The sequence below is a fragment of the Pseudophaeobacter sp. EL27 genome (genome assembly GCF_900313025.1).
Taxonomy (GTDB): domain Bacteria; phylum Pseudomonadota; class Alphaproteobacteria; order Rhodobacterales; family Rhodobacteraceae; genus Pseudophaeobacter.
Map to the genome: position 1 here is coordinate 228,364 of NZ_OMPQ01000009.1, position 13,371 is coordinate 241,734.

Consider the following 13,371-nt stretch of genomic DNA (forward strand, 5'->3'; position numbering starts at 1 on the left):
GTCCCCCTGGACCCTCTTTTTATCTGCGCGTGATGGCCCCCCATCACGCGCTATTTCGTTTCAGGGGAATGGACGAAAAGCGGCCTGGGTGCTGTGGTTTCAAAGTGCTGCTACGCAGAAATCCCTGTCATGGTCGCTATACATTGACGGACCAATGGCTTATGAGCAGATCAAAGACTGCCTCAAGTCAGGGGAGAGAAGAGATGTCTGACGATTTCGAACTGGATACCGACGATCTGAAACGCCGCATGGATGGCGCGATGGCGAATTTGAAAACCGAATTTGCCTCATTACGCACCGGACGTGCATCAGGTTCCATGCTGGAACCGGTTATGGTCGAGGCCTATGGCTCGATGACGCCGATCAACCAGGTTGGCACCGTGAACGTGCCGGAGCCGCGCATGGTCACGATCAATGTCTGGGATAAGGGCCTGGTGGGCCCGGTGGAAAAAGCCATTCGCAATTCCGGCCTGGGGATCAATCCGCAGCTCAACGGCACCATTATCATGCTGCCAATCCCAGAGCTGAACGAAGAGCGCCGCCGTGAGTTGGGCAAGGTTGCCGGTCAATATGCAGAACACGCGCGGGTCTCCATCCGCAATGTGCGCCGCGACGGGATGGATCAGATCAAGAAGGCCAAATCCGACGGCATGTCTGAAGATGACCAAAAGTTCTGGGAATCCGAGGTGCAGGATCTGACCGATGCAATGATTAAAGCTGTGGATGATGCGCTTGAGAACAAGCAAACAGAAATCATGCAGGTCTGACCCGCTAAATGGCCAGTGTTTCCAATACGAGTATTGATACCGCCGAGCCAGAAGAGCAGGCCTCTTCTGGACCGCGCCATGTTGCGATTATCATGGATGGCAATGGCCGCTGGGCGCAGGCCCGGGGGCGACCACGCTTGTTTGGTCATCACGCTGGCGCCCGGCGCGTGCGCGAGATTGTAGAGTGCTGCCCCCAGTACGGGGTTAAATACCTGACCATATTTGCCTTCTCGACCGAAAACTGGAAGCGGACACAGGTTGAAATCTCTGGATTGATGAGCCTGTTTCGCCGCTATATTTCCAAAGAAATGAAGGCTTTGGCGCTGCGCAATGTGCGGGTGCGGTTTATCGGGGATCGGCTGCGGCTGGATGCCAAGCTGGTACAGCTGATGGACGAGTTGGAGCATGAAACCGAGGCAAACGAAGGTATTCATCTGACCATCGCCTTGAACTATGGCGGCCGGGATGAGGTCGCTCGCGCGACCAAGCGTTTGGCGCAGGATGTGGCCTCAGGGCAGTTGAGCCCAGAGGACGTCAACGAAGAAACATTGCCGCGCTATCTGGACACCCATGTGTTACCTGACCCGGATCTGGTGATCCGCACCAGTGGCGAAGCGCGGATTTCCAATTTCCTGCTTTGGCAGTCCGCCTATGCGGAATATGAATTCACCGATACGCTCTGGCCCGATTTCACCTCTGAGGAACTGGGCCGTTTGTGCCGCAAGTTTGGATCCAGAGAGCGCCGGTTTGGCGCGGTTTCGACATGACGGTGCCGACACCTAACGGAGGCAGCTCCAAGGGGCGCTGGGGGGATCTGATGCCCCGGATCACTTCGGCCCTGGTGATGGTTGCCGTGGCCCTTCTGGCGATCTGGGCCGGAGGGCTGGTCTTTACACTGGTCATTGCGCTGTGCTGCGGTGGTATGATCTGGGAGCTGTCCCAGATGTTGGCGCCGCGCCGTTCCGGCACCGCGCTGCAGCTGGGATTTGCCACTGCCGCGGCAGTGTTTTTTGCCGGAGTGCTGCCAATATGGCTGGGGTTGGTCTTGCTGCTGGTGCCAGTGGTGCAGGGATGGTTGCAGGTCTCTCAACCCGCGAAAACCCGATTTGCGGTTTTTGCACTGTGGATCGTCCTGGCGGGCTATAGCTTTATCTGGATGCGGATCTCTCTGGGGGCCGATTGGCTGATCTGGTTGGCGATAGTGGTGGTTGCCACCGATGTCGCCGGATATTTTGCCGGCAAAACCCTTGGTGGGCCAAAGTTCTGGCCGCGTATCAGCCCCAAAAAGACCTGGTCCGGCACCTCAGCAGGCTGGGTCGCGGCAGCGCTGGTTGGCGTGGTTGCAGCACCATTGTTTAATATGGGCTTTGGCCTGGTCTTGGCCTCGATCCTGGTCTCTATGGCCAGTCAGGCGGGGGATGTGGCCGAAAGTGCCCTGAAACGGCAAACTGGGGTCAAGGATTCCAGCGGCCTTATTCCCGGCCATGGCGGCTTGCTCGATCGCTTTGATGGGATGCTGGGCGCTGCGGCCATGTTCCTGTTTCTCTACAGCTTTCTGGGTTAACCTTTGAGGGGACCTATGCGGAAAATCTCCATCTTTGGAGCCACTGGCTCTATTGGCCAAAGCACCATTGATCTCATTAAACGGGATTGTTCCTCCTATGAGGTGGTAGCGCTGACTGGCGGGCGCAATATTGCCCAACTGGCGCGTGACGCCATTGCCCTGCGCGCTGAATTGGCGGTCACCGCCTTTGAGGATCAGCTTCCGGCATTGCAGGCTGCCCTTGCGGGGAGCGGAGTTGAGGCGGCAGCAGGGCAGGCGGCTTTGATCGAGGCGGCCGCGCGGCCTGCGGATTGGATCATGTCAGCCATTGTTGGGGTTGCTGGCCTTGCGCCGGGGCTCAAGGCGCTGGAGCAGGGCACAACGCTGGCCCTGGCCAATAAGGAATCGCTGGTCTGTGCCGGAGAACTGCTGTTGAAGACCGCCCAAAAGCACGGTGCGCGCCTGTTGCCGGTGGATAGTGAACATTCGGCAGTGTTTCAGGGCCTGGTGGGTGAAGAGATCTCTGCGGTGGAGCGTATTGTCATCACTGCCTCGGGCGGGGCCTTTCGCGATTGGCCGCTGGAAGATCTGCAACAGGCGACACTGGCGCAGGCCTCGTCGCATCCTAATTGGGATATGGGACAGCGGATCACCATTGATAGCGCGTCGATGTTCAACAAGGCGTTGGAAGTCATTGAAACGCGGGAATACTTTGGCGTGGAGCCGGATCAGATCGAGGTGTTGGTACATCCCGAATCCCTGGTGCATGCGCTGGTTGGGTTCAAGGATGGCGCCCTGATGGCTCACCTTGGTGCCCCTGATATGCGCCATGCTATTGGCTATGCGCTGCACTGGCCAGAGCGGCGCGATCTGCCAGTTGCACGGCTAGATCTGGCGGCCATCGGTCAGCTGAATTTTCGCCAGCCTGATCTGGCCCGCTATCCGGCATTGGCGCAGGCACGTGATGTCATGCAGCGCCGCGGCCTGATGGGCGCAGTGTTTAATGCGGCCAAGGAACGCGCATTGGACCATTTTATCGCTGGCGACATTCGGTTTACCGACATGGCCGAGATCACCGCCAGGGTGCTGGAACAAATTGAGACGCAAAGCGGCCTCATTGATTCCGCAATGACCCTTGATAACGTCACTCAGATTGACCACATCGCGCGCAAGGCCGCGGATGTGGTCGCAGCTCAAAGCATAGGGTAAAGTTTTGGACCTACTCTCACTTCTCCCGCAGCTGAGCGGGCTTCTTTATACTGTTGTCAGTTTTGTAGTGGCGCTTTCGATCATCGTGGCGGTGCATGAATACGGCCATTACATCGTCGGCCGCTGGTCTGGCATCCATGCTGAGGTCTTCTCGTTGGGCTTTGGCCCGGTGTTGTGGAGCCGTCATGATAAACGCGGCACCAAATGGCAAATCGCGGCGCTGCCCTTTGGGGGCTATGTGAAGTTTCTGGGCGATGCTGATGCGGCCTCTGGCAAAGACACAGATGTGATCCAGGCAGCCGCGGCAGATCCGGCGCAATTGCGACGCACCATGCATGGCGCCCCGCTCTGGGCGCGCGCTGCTACTGTTGTTGCTGGCCCGATGTTCAATTTTGTCATGTCGGTTGCGGTTTTTGCATCTCTGGCCCTGTATTTCGGCAAGGTACGCGACCCATTGACCATTGGCTCATTGGTTCCCGTTCCTGGGGTGGAAAACACCCTGCGCCCAGGGGATGAGCTGTTGGAGATTGCTGGGATGCCGGTCCCTGCGCTCAGCGATTCAGCGGCCTGGACAGAGTTCCGTGACGCACTACCGGTGACACCCAGCCTAGACTATGTGGTCCGTCGTGATGGTGCCGAGCTCAGCGTCTCGGACACTCATTTTGCGCCGACCTATGTTTCCTCCGTGACGCCGCGCAGTGCTGCTGCTGACGCGGGACTGCAAACGGGTGACTTTATCACTGCAGTTAACGGCGCGCCGGTTTTTGCCTTTGGCCAGTTGGTGGAAAAGGTGACACAGACCAAGGGGGCGGAGCTTTCCCTTGAGATCTGGCGGGATGGAACCACGCTTGAGATGTCGCTGTCGCCGCGCCACATGGATCTGCCAACAGCAGATGGCGGTTTTACCAGTCGCTGGTTGATCGGTGTAAGCGGTGGCAACCTGATCGAATATGAGACTGAGCCAACCACCATTGGTCGCGCGCTTTCCACCGGGACTAGCCAGGTCTGGACCGTGGTCAACTCGTCGATTTCGGGGCTTGGTCATATCATCACCGGCGCGATCAGCACATGTAACCTGTCTGGCCCAATTGGCATTGCTAAGGCCTCTAGTGATACTGCGAGTCAGGGGGCTGCCAGCTTTATCCGCTTTATCGCGGTGCTCTCAACCGCGGTTGGTTTGCTCAACCTGTTTCCCATCCCGGCTCTGGATGGCGGCCATCTGGTGTTTTACGCCTATGAGGCGGTTGTGGGACGCCCTCCCAGTGATCGAGCCATGCAGGTCTTAATGACCGTAGGTATTGCCATGATCCTGTCCTTGATGGTCTTTGCGCTGAGCAACGACATCTTCTGTTAAGTCAAACCCAAAACAATCCAAGCAAAGCCAGCCTCAAATCATCTGGGCTGGCTTTGTCTGTTTTTGAGAGCAGCATGATACTGGGCAGTGCTCAGTGCAGCCCAAATTGTGCCGTGCCAAACTGATGCCACATTCACCCGTTAATGAATTGGTAATCTGCATTAACGCGCAGGGTTTGACCGGTAGTTCTCACATTAGAGGCTGCGGTATTGCTTCAGATCCCGCGCCTCTCCTGGGGGACTAATCCATGCAAAGCCAGATGATAACAGCGGCTGAAACTGAAAACGGATTTGCACTATTGCTGCGCCTGAATTGGGATCGCGCGCTTTCGGCAACCTTCATCCTGCTCTCGCTCTGCTTTGGCAGTTGGCTGGCCTCTTTGTAATCTCATTATAAGTTTGAGTTTTCCCAGACAGTAGACGCGCGGGTTCCTGCTCGCGTGTTTTTTTCTTGGTTTTGACAACTGCTCCCAAACCCGGTACGCACGGTGTTAAGCTGCTATTAATTTCGGGTAAATACTGATGGTCTGGGGCAAGAACGTGGGCATATCCTGCGGTAAGCGCGTTGAGCGTACCAATATTTTGTATCGGGGCGTATCCGTGATCGCCTTAACTGTGACCTTCGGTCTTGGGCTGTCACCCAATTTTGCCGAAGCGCAAAACTACCGGTTCAACAATGTTCAGGTTGAGGGTAACCAACGTATCCAAAGCTCAACTATTGTTGCCTATACAGGCATTGAGCGCGGCAAAACTGTCTCTGCCGGCAAGTTGAACGATGCCTATCAGAACATCATTGATAGTGGTGTCTTTGAGAGCGTTGATCTGGTCCCCAAAGGCAATACCCTGGTCATCAAGGTGACTGAATTCCCGACCATCAATAAAATCAACTTTGAGGGCAACCGCCGGATCAAAGACCAGAATCTGGTTGAGATCATCGAATCGTCCCCGCGCCGGGTGTTTAATCCGGCCGTTGCAGAACGGGATGCTGCTGCCATTGCCGCAGCCTATGGCGTGCAGGGGCGGCTGGCCTCGCGGGTGACACCGCGGATCATTCGGCGCAGCGACAACCGTGTTGATCTGGTGTTTGAAATCTCCGAAGGCGACACAACCGAGGTCGAACGTGTGTCCTTCCTAGGCAACCAGGTCTATTCGGATCGCAGGCTGCGCCGGGTTCTGGAAACCAAACAGGCTGGTTTTCTGCGGGCTTTCGTCAACAAGGATACCCTGATCGAAGATCGGATCGATTTTGACAAGCAGATCCTGCGTGATTTCTACCTCTCGCGTGGCTATGTCGATTTTCGGGTCAATAGTGCCAATGCCGAAGTCACCCGCGAGCGTGACGCCGTGTTTTTGGTCGTCGATGTGTCTGAGGGACAGCAGTTCACCTTTGGCGAAATCACGGTGACCAGTGAGGTCGCTGAGGCTGATGCGGATGAATTCCTGGAAGCGCTTAAATCCAAACCGGGGGTGATCTATTCGCCGACTGTGGTGGAACGCGAAATCGAACGTATGGAAAACCTGGCGTTGCGCCAGGGTATTGATTTCCTGCGCATCGAACCTCGGGTGACGCGCAATGACCGCGATCTGACGCTGGATGTTGAATACGCCTTAACCCGTGGCCCGCGGATCTTTGTTGAGCGTATCGATATCGAGGGTAATACTACGACGCTGGACCGGGTCATTCGTCAGCAGTTCCGCACAGTTGAGGGCGACCCTTTCAACCCTCGTGAAATTCGCCGCACTGCTGAACGTATTCGCGCGCTTGGTTTTTTCTCCGAATCGGATGTTGATGTTCGCGAAGGCAGCTCGCCTGAGCTCGTCGTCGTTGATGTGGATGTTGCAGAACAGCCAACGGGCTCTTTGAGCCTTGGCGGGTCTTATTCGGTGAATAATGGTTTTGGTATTGCGATTGGCCTCACCGAAAACAATTTCTTGGGGCGTGGTCAGCGTCTGTCATTCTCTATCGCCACGGCAACTGAAACAGATGAATATGTCCTAGGATTTGTAGAACCGCATCTGTTGGGGCGGGATCTTCGTTTTAGTTTTGATCTTGGACTTTCTGAATCTGATTCCAGTTTTTCCGAGTATGATACCAAGCGCGTGTTCCTAAACCCGGCTCTGACCTTTAAACTAGGTGAAAGCTCAGCTTTGCAACTGCGCTATCGTTGGGAAAATTCTGAAATGATCGCGCGGTCCGATGCCACGTATACGATCACGCCAGTTCCAGTTCCTCCCGCATCGCCAACAGGAACCTATCCGGTTGCGGCTCCGACGATTGCGAATGAAATCGCACAAGGCGAACGTAGCAGTAGCATCTTTGGTGCAACTTATTCCTATGACACTCGTTTGACTGGCCTGGATCCAAACGCCGGATTTCTGTTTGAATTCGGTGTAGACTATGCCGGGCTGGGTGGGGACAGTGAATACGTCAAAGCCACAACCAAATTTGTTGCGCAAAAACAGATCTTAAACGAGGAAGTCACTCTGCGCGCGACATTTGAAGGCGGTGCGTTGAATTGGCTGGGGAACAACAGCAGCCGATCATTGGATCGTTTTGTGTTGTCGCCCACTATCATGCGCGGCTTTGAACCAGGCGGTATTGGCCCACGGGATCGCAGTGCTCGCGCCGATGGCGGCGCTTACGACGATTTCCTTGGCGGCAACCTCTTTGCTGTGGCGCGATTTGACGCAGAATTCCCGTTGGGACTACCTGAGGAGCTGGGGCTGCGCGGGGCATTGTTCTACGATATTGGCAACCTCTGGGGGTTGAGCAATGTGGATACCTCTGGGAGCAGCGGCATTGTTGGCAGTTCTGGGTCCTTCCGTCATGTCGTCGGCTTCTCGATTTTGTGGACAACGGGTTTGGGTCCGCTGCGGTTCAACTTCTCCAAGGCGCTCCAGAAAGAAGATTTTGACCAGGAGCAGAGCTTCGACCTGACCTTGCAGGCACGGTTCTGATCGGGTGATCTTGCTACGGGCGACATATTTGCCATTTCGAAACCTGCAAGCGTCGGCCATTGGGCTGGCGCTTGTTGCTATGATGGTATCGGCTCTGCCTTTGCAGGCTCAGCAGGCTGCTCCAAGTGGCAGCTTTGCGCTGGGTCGTGATGTTCAGCTTGGAACACCACAAAGCGGATTGCTGACTATCCAGCCTGAGCGGCTGTTTTCAGAAAGCCTGTTTGGCAAAAGAATAGCCCAGGAGATTGAGGCCGAGGGCGCGGTTCTGACTGTTGAAAACCGAAACATCGAAGCCGAGTTGCGGGCTGAAGAGCAGGATTTGACCCAGCGCCGCAACACGATGGAGGCTGAAGCCTTTCGCACTCTTGCCGATGCTTTTGACCGCAAGGTGCAAGAGACTCGCAGCATTCAGGATAAAAAGCTGCGCGAAATCAGTCAGTTGGGAGAGAGTGCCCGGCGTGAGTTTTTTGTTGCCTCTTTGCCGGTGCTGGAGGGCATCATGCGCGAAACCGGGGCCGGGGCTATCCTTGATCATGCGACGGTTTTTCTAAGCGCGGATGTGGTGGATATCACCGAACTTGCCATTGCCCGCATCGACAAGGTTCTTGGCGATGGGCTTGGCCAGCCAGAGGCAACTGACGACCAGTAAGGCGTCGGATGCTTGCTCAAAACGGGCCTAGTTGATAGGGACGTTTCAAACACTTCAAAGACAGGATACTTGCCATGACCGCTGAGTTGCAGAGCGCCGATATTCACCTGATCCAGCGGATCCTGCCGCATCGCTACCCCTTCCTCTTGGTGGATAAGGTCCTAGACATCAATGGCATCAACTCGGCGCGTGGTATCAAGAACGTGACCATGAACGAGCCGCATTTCCAGGGTCATTTCCCCGGAACGCCTATCATGCCTGGGGTCACAATCGTTGAGGCCATGGCGCAGACCGCTGGCGTGATGCTGGGGGTTGCTCTGGATATGGTGGACCGCGATCTGTTGATCTATTTCATGAACATCGACAAATGCAAATTCCGGCGCAAAGTCATCCCCGGTGATGTCCTGGAAATGAATGTTGAGCTTCTGCGTGGCAAGGCCGGCGGTAAAATCTTCAAGTTCAAAGGGATCGCCACAGTTGAGGGTGAAACTGCTGCCGAGGCAGAGTTCACCGCCATGGTGGATATGCAAAAGGATTGACCCAGATGAGCCAAATTCATCCCAGTGCCGTGATTGAAGAGGGCGCCAGGATTGGTGAGGGATGCGAGATTGGTCCCTTTTGCCATATCGGTCCCGAAGTGGTTCTGGGAGAGCGTGTGACCTTGAAGTCCCATGTGGTTGTCACCGGCGATTGCCAAATCGGCGATGACACCGTTGTCTTCTCTTTTGCAGTGCTGGGTGAAATTCCACAGGACCTGAAGTTCCAGGGCGAGAAAAGCCGCACAGTGATTGGCAAACGCAACCGCATTCGCGAACATGTCACGGTCAATGCCGGCACCGAGGGCGGTGGCGGTGTGACCCGTATTGGCGATGATGGGTTGTTTATGGCCGGCTGCCATATTGCCCATGATGCCATTGTTGGCGATCGGGTGATTGTGGTGAATTCTGCGGCTGTTGCCGGTCACTGTGTGCTCGAAGATGACGTAATCATCGGCGGCCTCTCTGGCATCCATCAATGGGTCCGTATTGGCCGTGGCGCCATTATTGGCGCTGTGACCATGGTGACCAATGATGTGATCCCCTATGGGTTGGTGCAGGCGCCTCGCGGTGGTCTGGACGGTCTCAATCTTGTTGGCCTCAAACGCCGGGGTGTTACCCGCTCTGATATCACGGCCCTGCGGGCGGCGTTTCAGATGTTGGCGCAGGGGGAAGGCACGTTCCAGGAACGCGCCCGACGTCTGGGGGATGAGACCGAAAGCTCCTATGTCGAAGAAATTGTTGCCTTTATCACGGGTGAGACGGATCGCTCTTTCCTGACACCCGGAGGATAACCCCCATGCTTGCTGTGATTGCCGGAACCGGGCTGTTGCCCAAAGAAGTGTCCGATCACCAGGTCAAACGGCCTTTGATTTGCGCCATGGAAGGCTCGGAACCGGACTGTGTCGATGCCGAGATCTCGTTTCGCATCGAACATCTGGGGAGTTTTTTGGCGCGGTTGCAAGCGGCTGGCGTCACCGAGGTCTGTCTGGCTGGAGCGGTAAGCCGCCCACCAATTGATCCTACGGCCATTGATGCCGCCACCATGCCCATGGTGCCGGTCATCCAGGCCGCTTTGGGGGCCGGGGATGATGGCGCATTGCGTGCCGTCATGGGTCTTATCGAGCAGGCGGGGTTTACCCTACGGGCGGCGCATGAGGTCGCACCGGAGTTGTTGATGGAAGAGGGCATTGCCAGCCAGGTGCAGCCGGGGGCCTTGGACCGCGCCGATGCAGACCGTGGCGCCGAGGTGGTAGCGGCCATGTCAGCGGCGGATATCGGTCAGTGCTGTGCCATTCGTGCCCGTCAGGCCATTGCGGTCGAAAATGTATTTGGCACCAACTGGATGCTGCAAAGCCTCAGCCAGCGCCCTGATGGGCAGGGCGGGATCCTGTTCAAGGCCCCCAAACCAGGCCAGGATCGCCGGGCCGATCTGCCTGCAATTGGGCCGCTGACGGTAGAGCTGGCCGCCAAGGCCGGATTGTCTGGCATCGTCCTGGAGGCTGGAGGCGTTATCGTGCTGGAACAGGAAGAGGTCATTGCAGCCTGTAATCGCCTGGGCCTGTTCCTCTGGCTGCGTGCCGCGTGAGCCTCAGGGTCTTTATCCTGGCGGGGGAACCCTCGGGGGACAGGCTTGGTGGGGCCTTGATGGCGGGGCTCAGGGCTCTGCATTCAGACGTCAGTTTTGAGGGGGTTGGCGGTGACCTGATGGCGGCGCAGGGGCTGCACTCCCGCTTTCCCATGGAGGAGCTGTCGGTCATGGGGCTGGCGGAAGTGCTACCCAAATACCGTCACCTGAAACGCCGTATCCGTGAGACAGCAGAGGCGGTGATTGCCCAGAAGCCTGATGTTTTGATCACCATCGACAGTCCGGATTTTTCCCTGCGGGTGGCCGCCCTCGTCAAAGCGGGCAGCGATATCCGAACCGTACATTATGTAGCTCCCTCGGTCTGGGCCTGGCGTCCCAAACGGGCGGTGAAGATGGCCAAGAGCATTGATCAGGTGCTGGCTCTGCTGCCCTTTGAGCCGCCTTTGATGCAGGCGGCAGGGATGGAATGCGACTTTGTCGGCCATCCGGTGGTGGCAGAGCCGCTGGCCACAGAGACTGAAATCAGGGCGTTTCGCAACCAGTTTGATCTGGGCGAAACGCCCTTGGTTCTGGCTTTGCCGGGATCCAGGCGCTCCGAAGTCACGCGGCTTGGACCTGTTTTTGGTGAGGCGTTGCAAGCCTTTGCCCATTTCCATCCCCAATATCGAGTGGTTGTACCCTGTGCCGCACCAGTGGCGGATCTGGTGCGGTCGCAGGCTGAGGACTGGCCCGAGGACACACTGTTTTTGGATCCCAATGCCCATAGTGCCGAGGCCTATGCTGCCATCAAACGCGCGGCCTTTGCCGCACCAGATCTGGCGCTGGCGGCTTCGGGGACCGTATCGCTGGAGCTGGCTGCCAATGCTACGCCGATGGTCATTGCCTATCGGTTCCAGTGGCTCACCTGGCAGGTGATGAAGCGCATGGCGCTGGTGGATACGGTGACGCTGGTCAATCTGGTGAGCGAGACCCGCGTGGTGCCGGAATGCCTTGGGCCGGATTGCACCTCAGAGAACATTGCCGCCCAATTGGATGAACTGGCGAAAGCACCTGAACTGCAAAAGGCGGCGATGGCGGTCACCATGCAGCGGCTGGGGCAGGGCGGAGAAGAGCCGGGTCTGCGGGCGGCCAGGGCGGTGTTGAACCGCCTCTAGCCATTGTTCTTTGGCATCCTGAGAGCGCTTAGTAGCCGCGCCAGATCCAGCCACCGCCAAAGATGCGGCTGCTGCAGGAATCGTAGAACACACAGGCTTGTCCCGGCGAAACCCCTTCTTCCGGTGTCAACAGTTCCACTTCGGCAGATGTCGCGCTGAGCGGGCGAATGATGGCTTCACGAGGCGGGCGGGTCGAGCGCACCTTGACCATGACATTCCACTCATCGCGGCTCTCAAAGGGTTCATCCCCCAGCCAATTGATTTCGCGCACCGGAATGGTTCGGGTCGCCAGCAGCTCCTTAGGGCCAACAATCACCTGCTTTTTGTCGACATCCAGCCGCACCACATAGAGCGGCTCTGTCAGACCGCCGATGCCCAGTCCGCGGCGCTGGCCGATGGTATAATGGATGACGCCAGTATGGGTTCCAAGCACGCGGCCATCCGCATGCAGGATTTCGCCAGGCTCAGCCGCGCCTGGACGCAATTTCTCGATAACGGAGGTATAGTTTCCATCCGGGACAAAACAAATATCCTGACTGTCGGGTTTATCCGCCACCGCCAGGCCATATTGCGCCGCCATCTCGCGGGTTGCGTCTTTGGACGGCAAATGACCCAGAGGGAATCGCAGATAGTCCAGCTGCTCCGGCGTGGTGGAGAACAGGAAATAGCTCTGGTCACGATTCGCGTCTTCAGCGCTGTGCAGCTCGGCACCACTCTCGCCCATTTTGCGCTGGATATAGTGGCCAGTGGCCATGCAATCGGCCTCCAGATCACGGGCGGTTTCCAACAGATCCTTGAATTTCACCCGCTCATTGCAGCGAATACAGGGCACAGGCGTCGCCCCCGCCAGATAGCTGTCGGCAAATTCATCAATTACCGCATCTTTGAAGATGTTTTCATAATCAAGCACATAGTGCGGGAAGCCGCGTTCCTCGGCAACCCGGCGGGCATCGTGGATATCAATGCCGGCGCAGCAGGCGCCCTTTTTGGCCAGCGCCGCACCATGGTCATAGAGCTGTAGGGTCACACCGATCACGTCATATCCCTGATCCGCCAAATAGGCGGCGACAACCGAACTGTCGACACCTCCGGACATGGCCACCACCACGCGGGTTTCAGAGGGCGGTTTGGCAAAGCCAAGGGAGTTCAGCGGGGTGTCGGTATCCAGTGCCATCAGGCAAATCCTTAGATCAAGGGGGCAAGCATCGCAGAATATATGAAAATCCTACAGACTCTCAAGGGGTCAGGTTCATGGCTCCTTAAGTAGACTGCGCAAAAACTGTTGCTGACCAGTTTTTTGATGCATTGAATAAGGGAAAAACCATGTTCCTGAAGAAAGTTGAGGGTCCGCGAGCCGTGACACTGCCAGATGGCACGACGATGACGCGCGCGGATTTGCCACCAGAAGATACCAGACGATGGGTCGCCTCGCGCAAGGCCGCTGTGGTGCGCGGCGTGCTCTATGGTTTGCTGCCCCAAACCGAAGCCCTGCGCCGATATGGGCTGAGCGAAGAGGAGTTTCGCAGCTGGATTGCCGCCGTCGCCGACCATGGTGAAGAGGCCCTAAAGACCACCCGACTAAAAGAGTATCGTAAACACTGATGTGATTTTGAA

The 13,371-nt window shown here is 56.9% G+C and carries 14 protein-coding genes; 13 read left to right on the top strand and 1 reads right to left on the bottom strand.

The window, feature by feature from the left end; genetic code table 11:
- The first annotated feature begins 203 nt into the window (after positions 1-203).
- From frr to lpxB, 12 genes are all read left to right on the top strand, one after another.
- Positions 204-767 (top strand): ribosome recycling factor, encoded by a 564-nt coding sequence (gene frr, locus ED661_RS08810; protein WP_122073553.1) that lies wholly within the window; start codon positions 204-206, stop codon positions 765-767.
- 8 nt (positions 768-775) lie between these two features.
- A complete protein-coding gene (locus tag ED661_RS08815; protein ID WP_122073554.1) occupies positions 776-1,534 on the top strand; it encodes an isoprenyl transferase in 759 nt (252 codons plus the stop codon).
- The gene (locus ED661_RS08820) at positions 1,531-2,331 is read left to right on the top strand and encodes a phosphatidate cytidylyltransferase (protein WP_122073555.1); all 801 of its coding nucleotides are present in this window, start codon (positions 1,531-1,533) and stop codon (positions 2,329-2,331) included. The genes ED661_RS08815 and ED661_RS08820 overlap by 4 nt, the downstream gene beginning before the upstream one ends.
- 15 nt (positions 2,332-2,346) lie before the next feature.
- Entirely contained in the window at positions 2,347-3,519 is a 1,173-nt protein-coding gene (gene dxr / locus ED661_RS08825; RefSeq protein ID WP_122073556.1) for a 1-deoxy-D-xylulose-5-phosphate reductoisomerase, read from the top strand.
- A gap of 4 nt (positions 3,520-3,523) precedes the next feature.
- Positions 3,524-4,873: an RIP metalloprotease RseP gene (gene rseP / locus ED661_RS08830; protein WP_122073557.1), complete on the top strand. Its 1,350-nt coding sequence runs from the start codon at positions 3,524-3,526 to the stop codon at positions 4,871-4,873.
- Positions 4,874-5,120: 247 nt separating this feature from the next.
- A complete protein-coding gene (locus ED661_RS21910) occupies positions 5,121-5,258 on the top strand; it encodes a hypothetical protein (protein ID WP_162930095.1) in 138 nt (45 codons plus the stop codon).
- 136 nt (positions 5,259-5,394) lie between these two features.
- Positions 5,395-7,830 (top strand): outer membrane protein assembly factor BamA, encoded by a 2,436-nt coding sequence (bamA, locus tag ED661_RS08835; RefSeq protein WP_122073558.1) that lies wholly within the window; start codon positions 5,395-5,397, stop codon positions 7,828-7,830.
- A gap of 79 nt (positions 7,831-7,909) precedes the next feature.
- Positions 7,910-8,479: an OmpH family outer membrane protein gene (locus ED661_RS08840; protein ID WP_122073559.1), complete on the top strand. Its 570-nt coding sequence runs from the start codon at positions 7,910-7,912 to the stop codon at positions 8,477-8,479.
- A 74-nt stretch (positions 8,480-8,553) separates the two neighbouring features.
- The gene (fabZ, locus tag ED661_RS08845; protein ID WP_122073560.1) at positions 8,554-9,018 is read left to right on the top strand and encodes a 3-hydroxyacyl-ACP dehydratase FabZ; all 465 of its coding nucleotides are present in this window, start codon (positions 8,554-8,556) and stop codon (positions 9,016-9,018) included.
- Positions 9,019-9,023: 5 nt separating this feature from the next.
- The gene (lpxA, locus tag ED661_RS08850; protein WP_122073561.1) at positions 9,024-9,809 is read left to right on the top strand and encodes an acyl-ACP--UDP-N-acetylglucosamine O-acyltransferase; all 786 of its coding nucleotides are present in this window, start codon (positions 9,024-9,026) and stop codon (positions 9,807-9,809) included.
- A 5-nt stretch (positions 9,810-9,814) separates the two neighbouring features.
- Positions 9,815-10,603, top strand: coding sequence for an LpxI family protein (locus ED661_RS08855; RefSeq protein WP_122073562.1), 789 nt, complete (start codon positions 9,815-9,817; stop codon positions 10,601-10,603).
- Positions 10,600-11,757 carry a lipid-A-disaccharide synthase gene (lpxB, locus tag ED661_RS08860; RefSeq protein ID WP_122073563.1) on the top strand — a complete coding sequence of 386 codons (1,158 nt, stop codon included), beginning with the start codon at positions 10,600-10,602 and terminating at the stop codon, positions 11,755-11,757. The genes ED661_RS08855 and lpxB overlap by 4 nt, the downstream gene beginning before the upstream one ends.
- Before the next feature lie 28 nt (positions 11,758-11,785).
- Here the strand turns inward: lpxB and mnmA are convergent, their stop codons facing one another.
- On the bottom strand, positions 11,786-12,931 hold the full coding sequence (gene mnmA, locus ED661_RS08865; protein WP_122073564.1) for a tRNA 2-thiouridine(34) synthase MnmA: 1,146 nt from the start codon (positions 12,929-12,931) through the stop codon (positions 11,786-11,788).
- Between the two features lie 149 nt (positions 12,932-13,080).
- Here mnmA and ED661_RS08870 point away from each other — a divergent pair, with 149 nt between their 5' ends.
- The gene (locus ED661_RS08870; protein WP_122073565.1) at positions 13,081-13,359 is read left to right on the top strand and encodes a DUF1153 domain-containing protein; all 279 of its coding nucleotides are present in this window, start codon (positions 13,081-13,083) and stop codon (positions 13,357-13,359) included.
- The last annotated feature ends 12 nt before the right edge of the window (positions 13,360-13,371 follow it).

What these genes read in the sequence shown, in the direction of transcription:
- ED661_RS08815 (WP_122073554.1), top strand. Translation starts at nt 776, where the DNA reads ATGGCCAGTGTTTCCAATACGAGTATTGATACCGCCGAGCCAGAAGAG.
- lpxA (WP_122073561.1), top strand. Translation starts at nt 9,024, where the DNA reads ATGAGCCAAATTCATCCCAGTGCCGTGATTGAAGAGGGCGCCAGGATT.
- bamA (WP_122073558.1), top strand. Translation starts at nt 5,395, where the DNA reads ATGGTCTGGGGCAAGAACGTGGGCATATCCTGCGGTAAGCGCGTTGAG.
- mnmA (WP_122073564.1), bottom strand. Translation starts at nt 12,931, where the DNA reads ATGGCACTGGATACCGACACCCCGCTGAACTCCCTTGGCTTTGCCAAA.
- ED661_RS21910 (WP_162930095.1), top strand. Translation starts at nt 5,121, where the DNA reads ATGCAAAGCCAGATGATAACAGCGGCTGAAACTGAAAACGGATTTGCA.
- frr (WP_122073553.1), top strand. Translation starts at nt 204, where the DNA reads ATGTCTGACGATTTCGAACTGGATACCGACGATCTGAAACGCCGCATG.
- ED661_RS08870 (WP_122073565.1), top strand. Translation starts at nt 13,081, where the DNA reads ATGTTCCTGAAGAAAGTTGAGGGTCCGCGAGCCGTGACACTGCCAGAT.
- ED661_RS08855 (WP_122073562.1), top strand. Translation starts at nt 9,815, where the DNA reads ATGCTTGCTGTGATTGCCGGAACCGGGCTGTTGCCCAAAGAAGTGTCC.
- ED661_RS08820 (WP_122073555.1), top strand. Translation starts at nt 1,531, where the DNA reads ATGACGGTGCCGACACCTAACGGAGGCAGCTCCAAGGGGCGCTGGGGG.
- ED661_RS08840 (WP_122073559.1), top strand. Translation starts at nt 7,910, where the DNA reads ATGATGGTATCGGCTCTGCCTTTGCAGGCTCAGCAGGCTGCTCCAAGT.
- fabZ (WP_122073560.1), top strand. Translation starts at nt 8,554, where the DNA reads ATGACCGCTGAGTTGCAGAGCGCCGATATTCACCTGATCCAGCGGATC.
- dxr (WP_122073556.1), top strand. Translation starts at nt 2,347, where the DNA reads ATGCGGAAAATCTCCATCTTTGGAGCCACTGGCTCTATTGGCCAAAGC.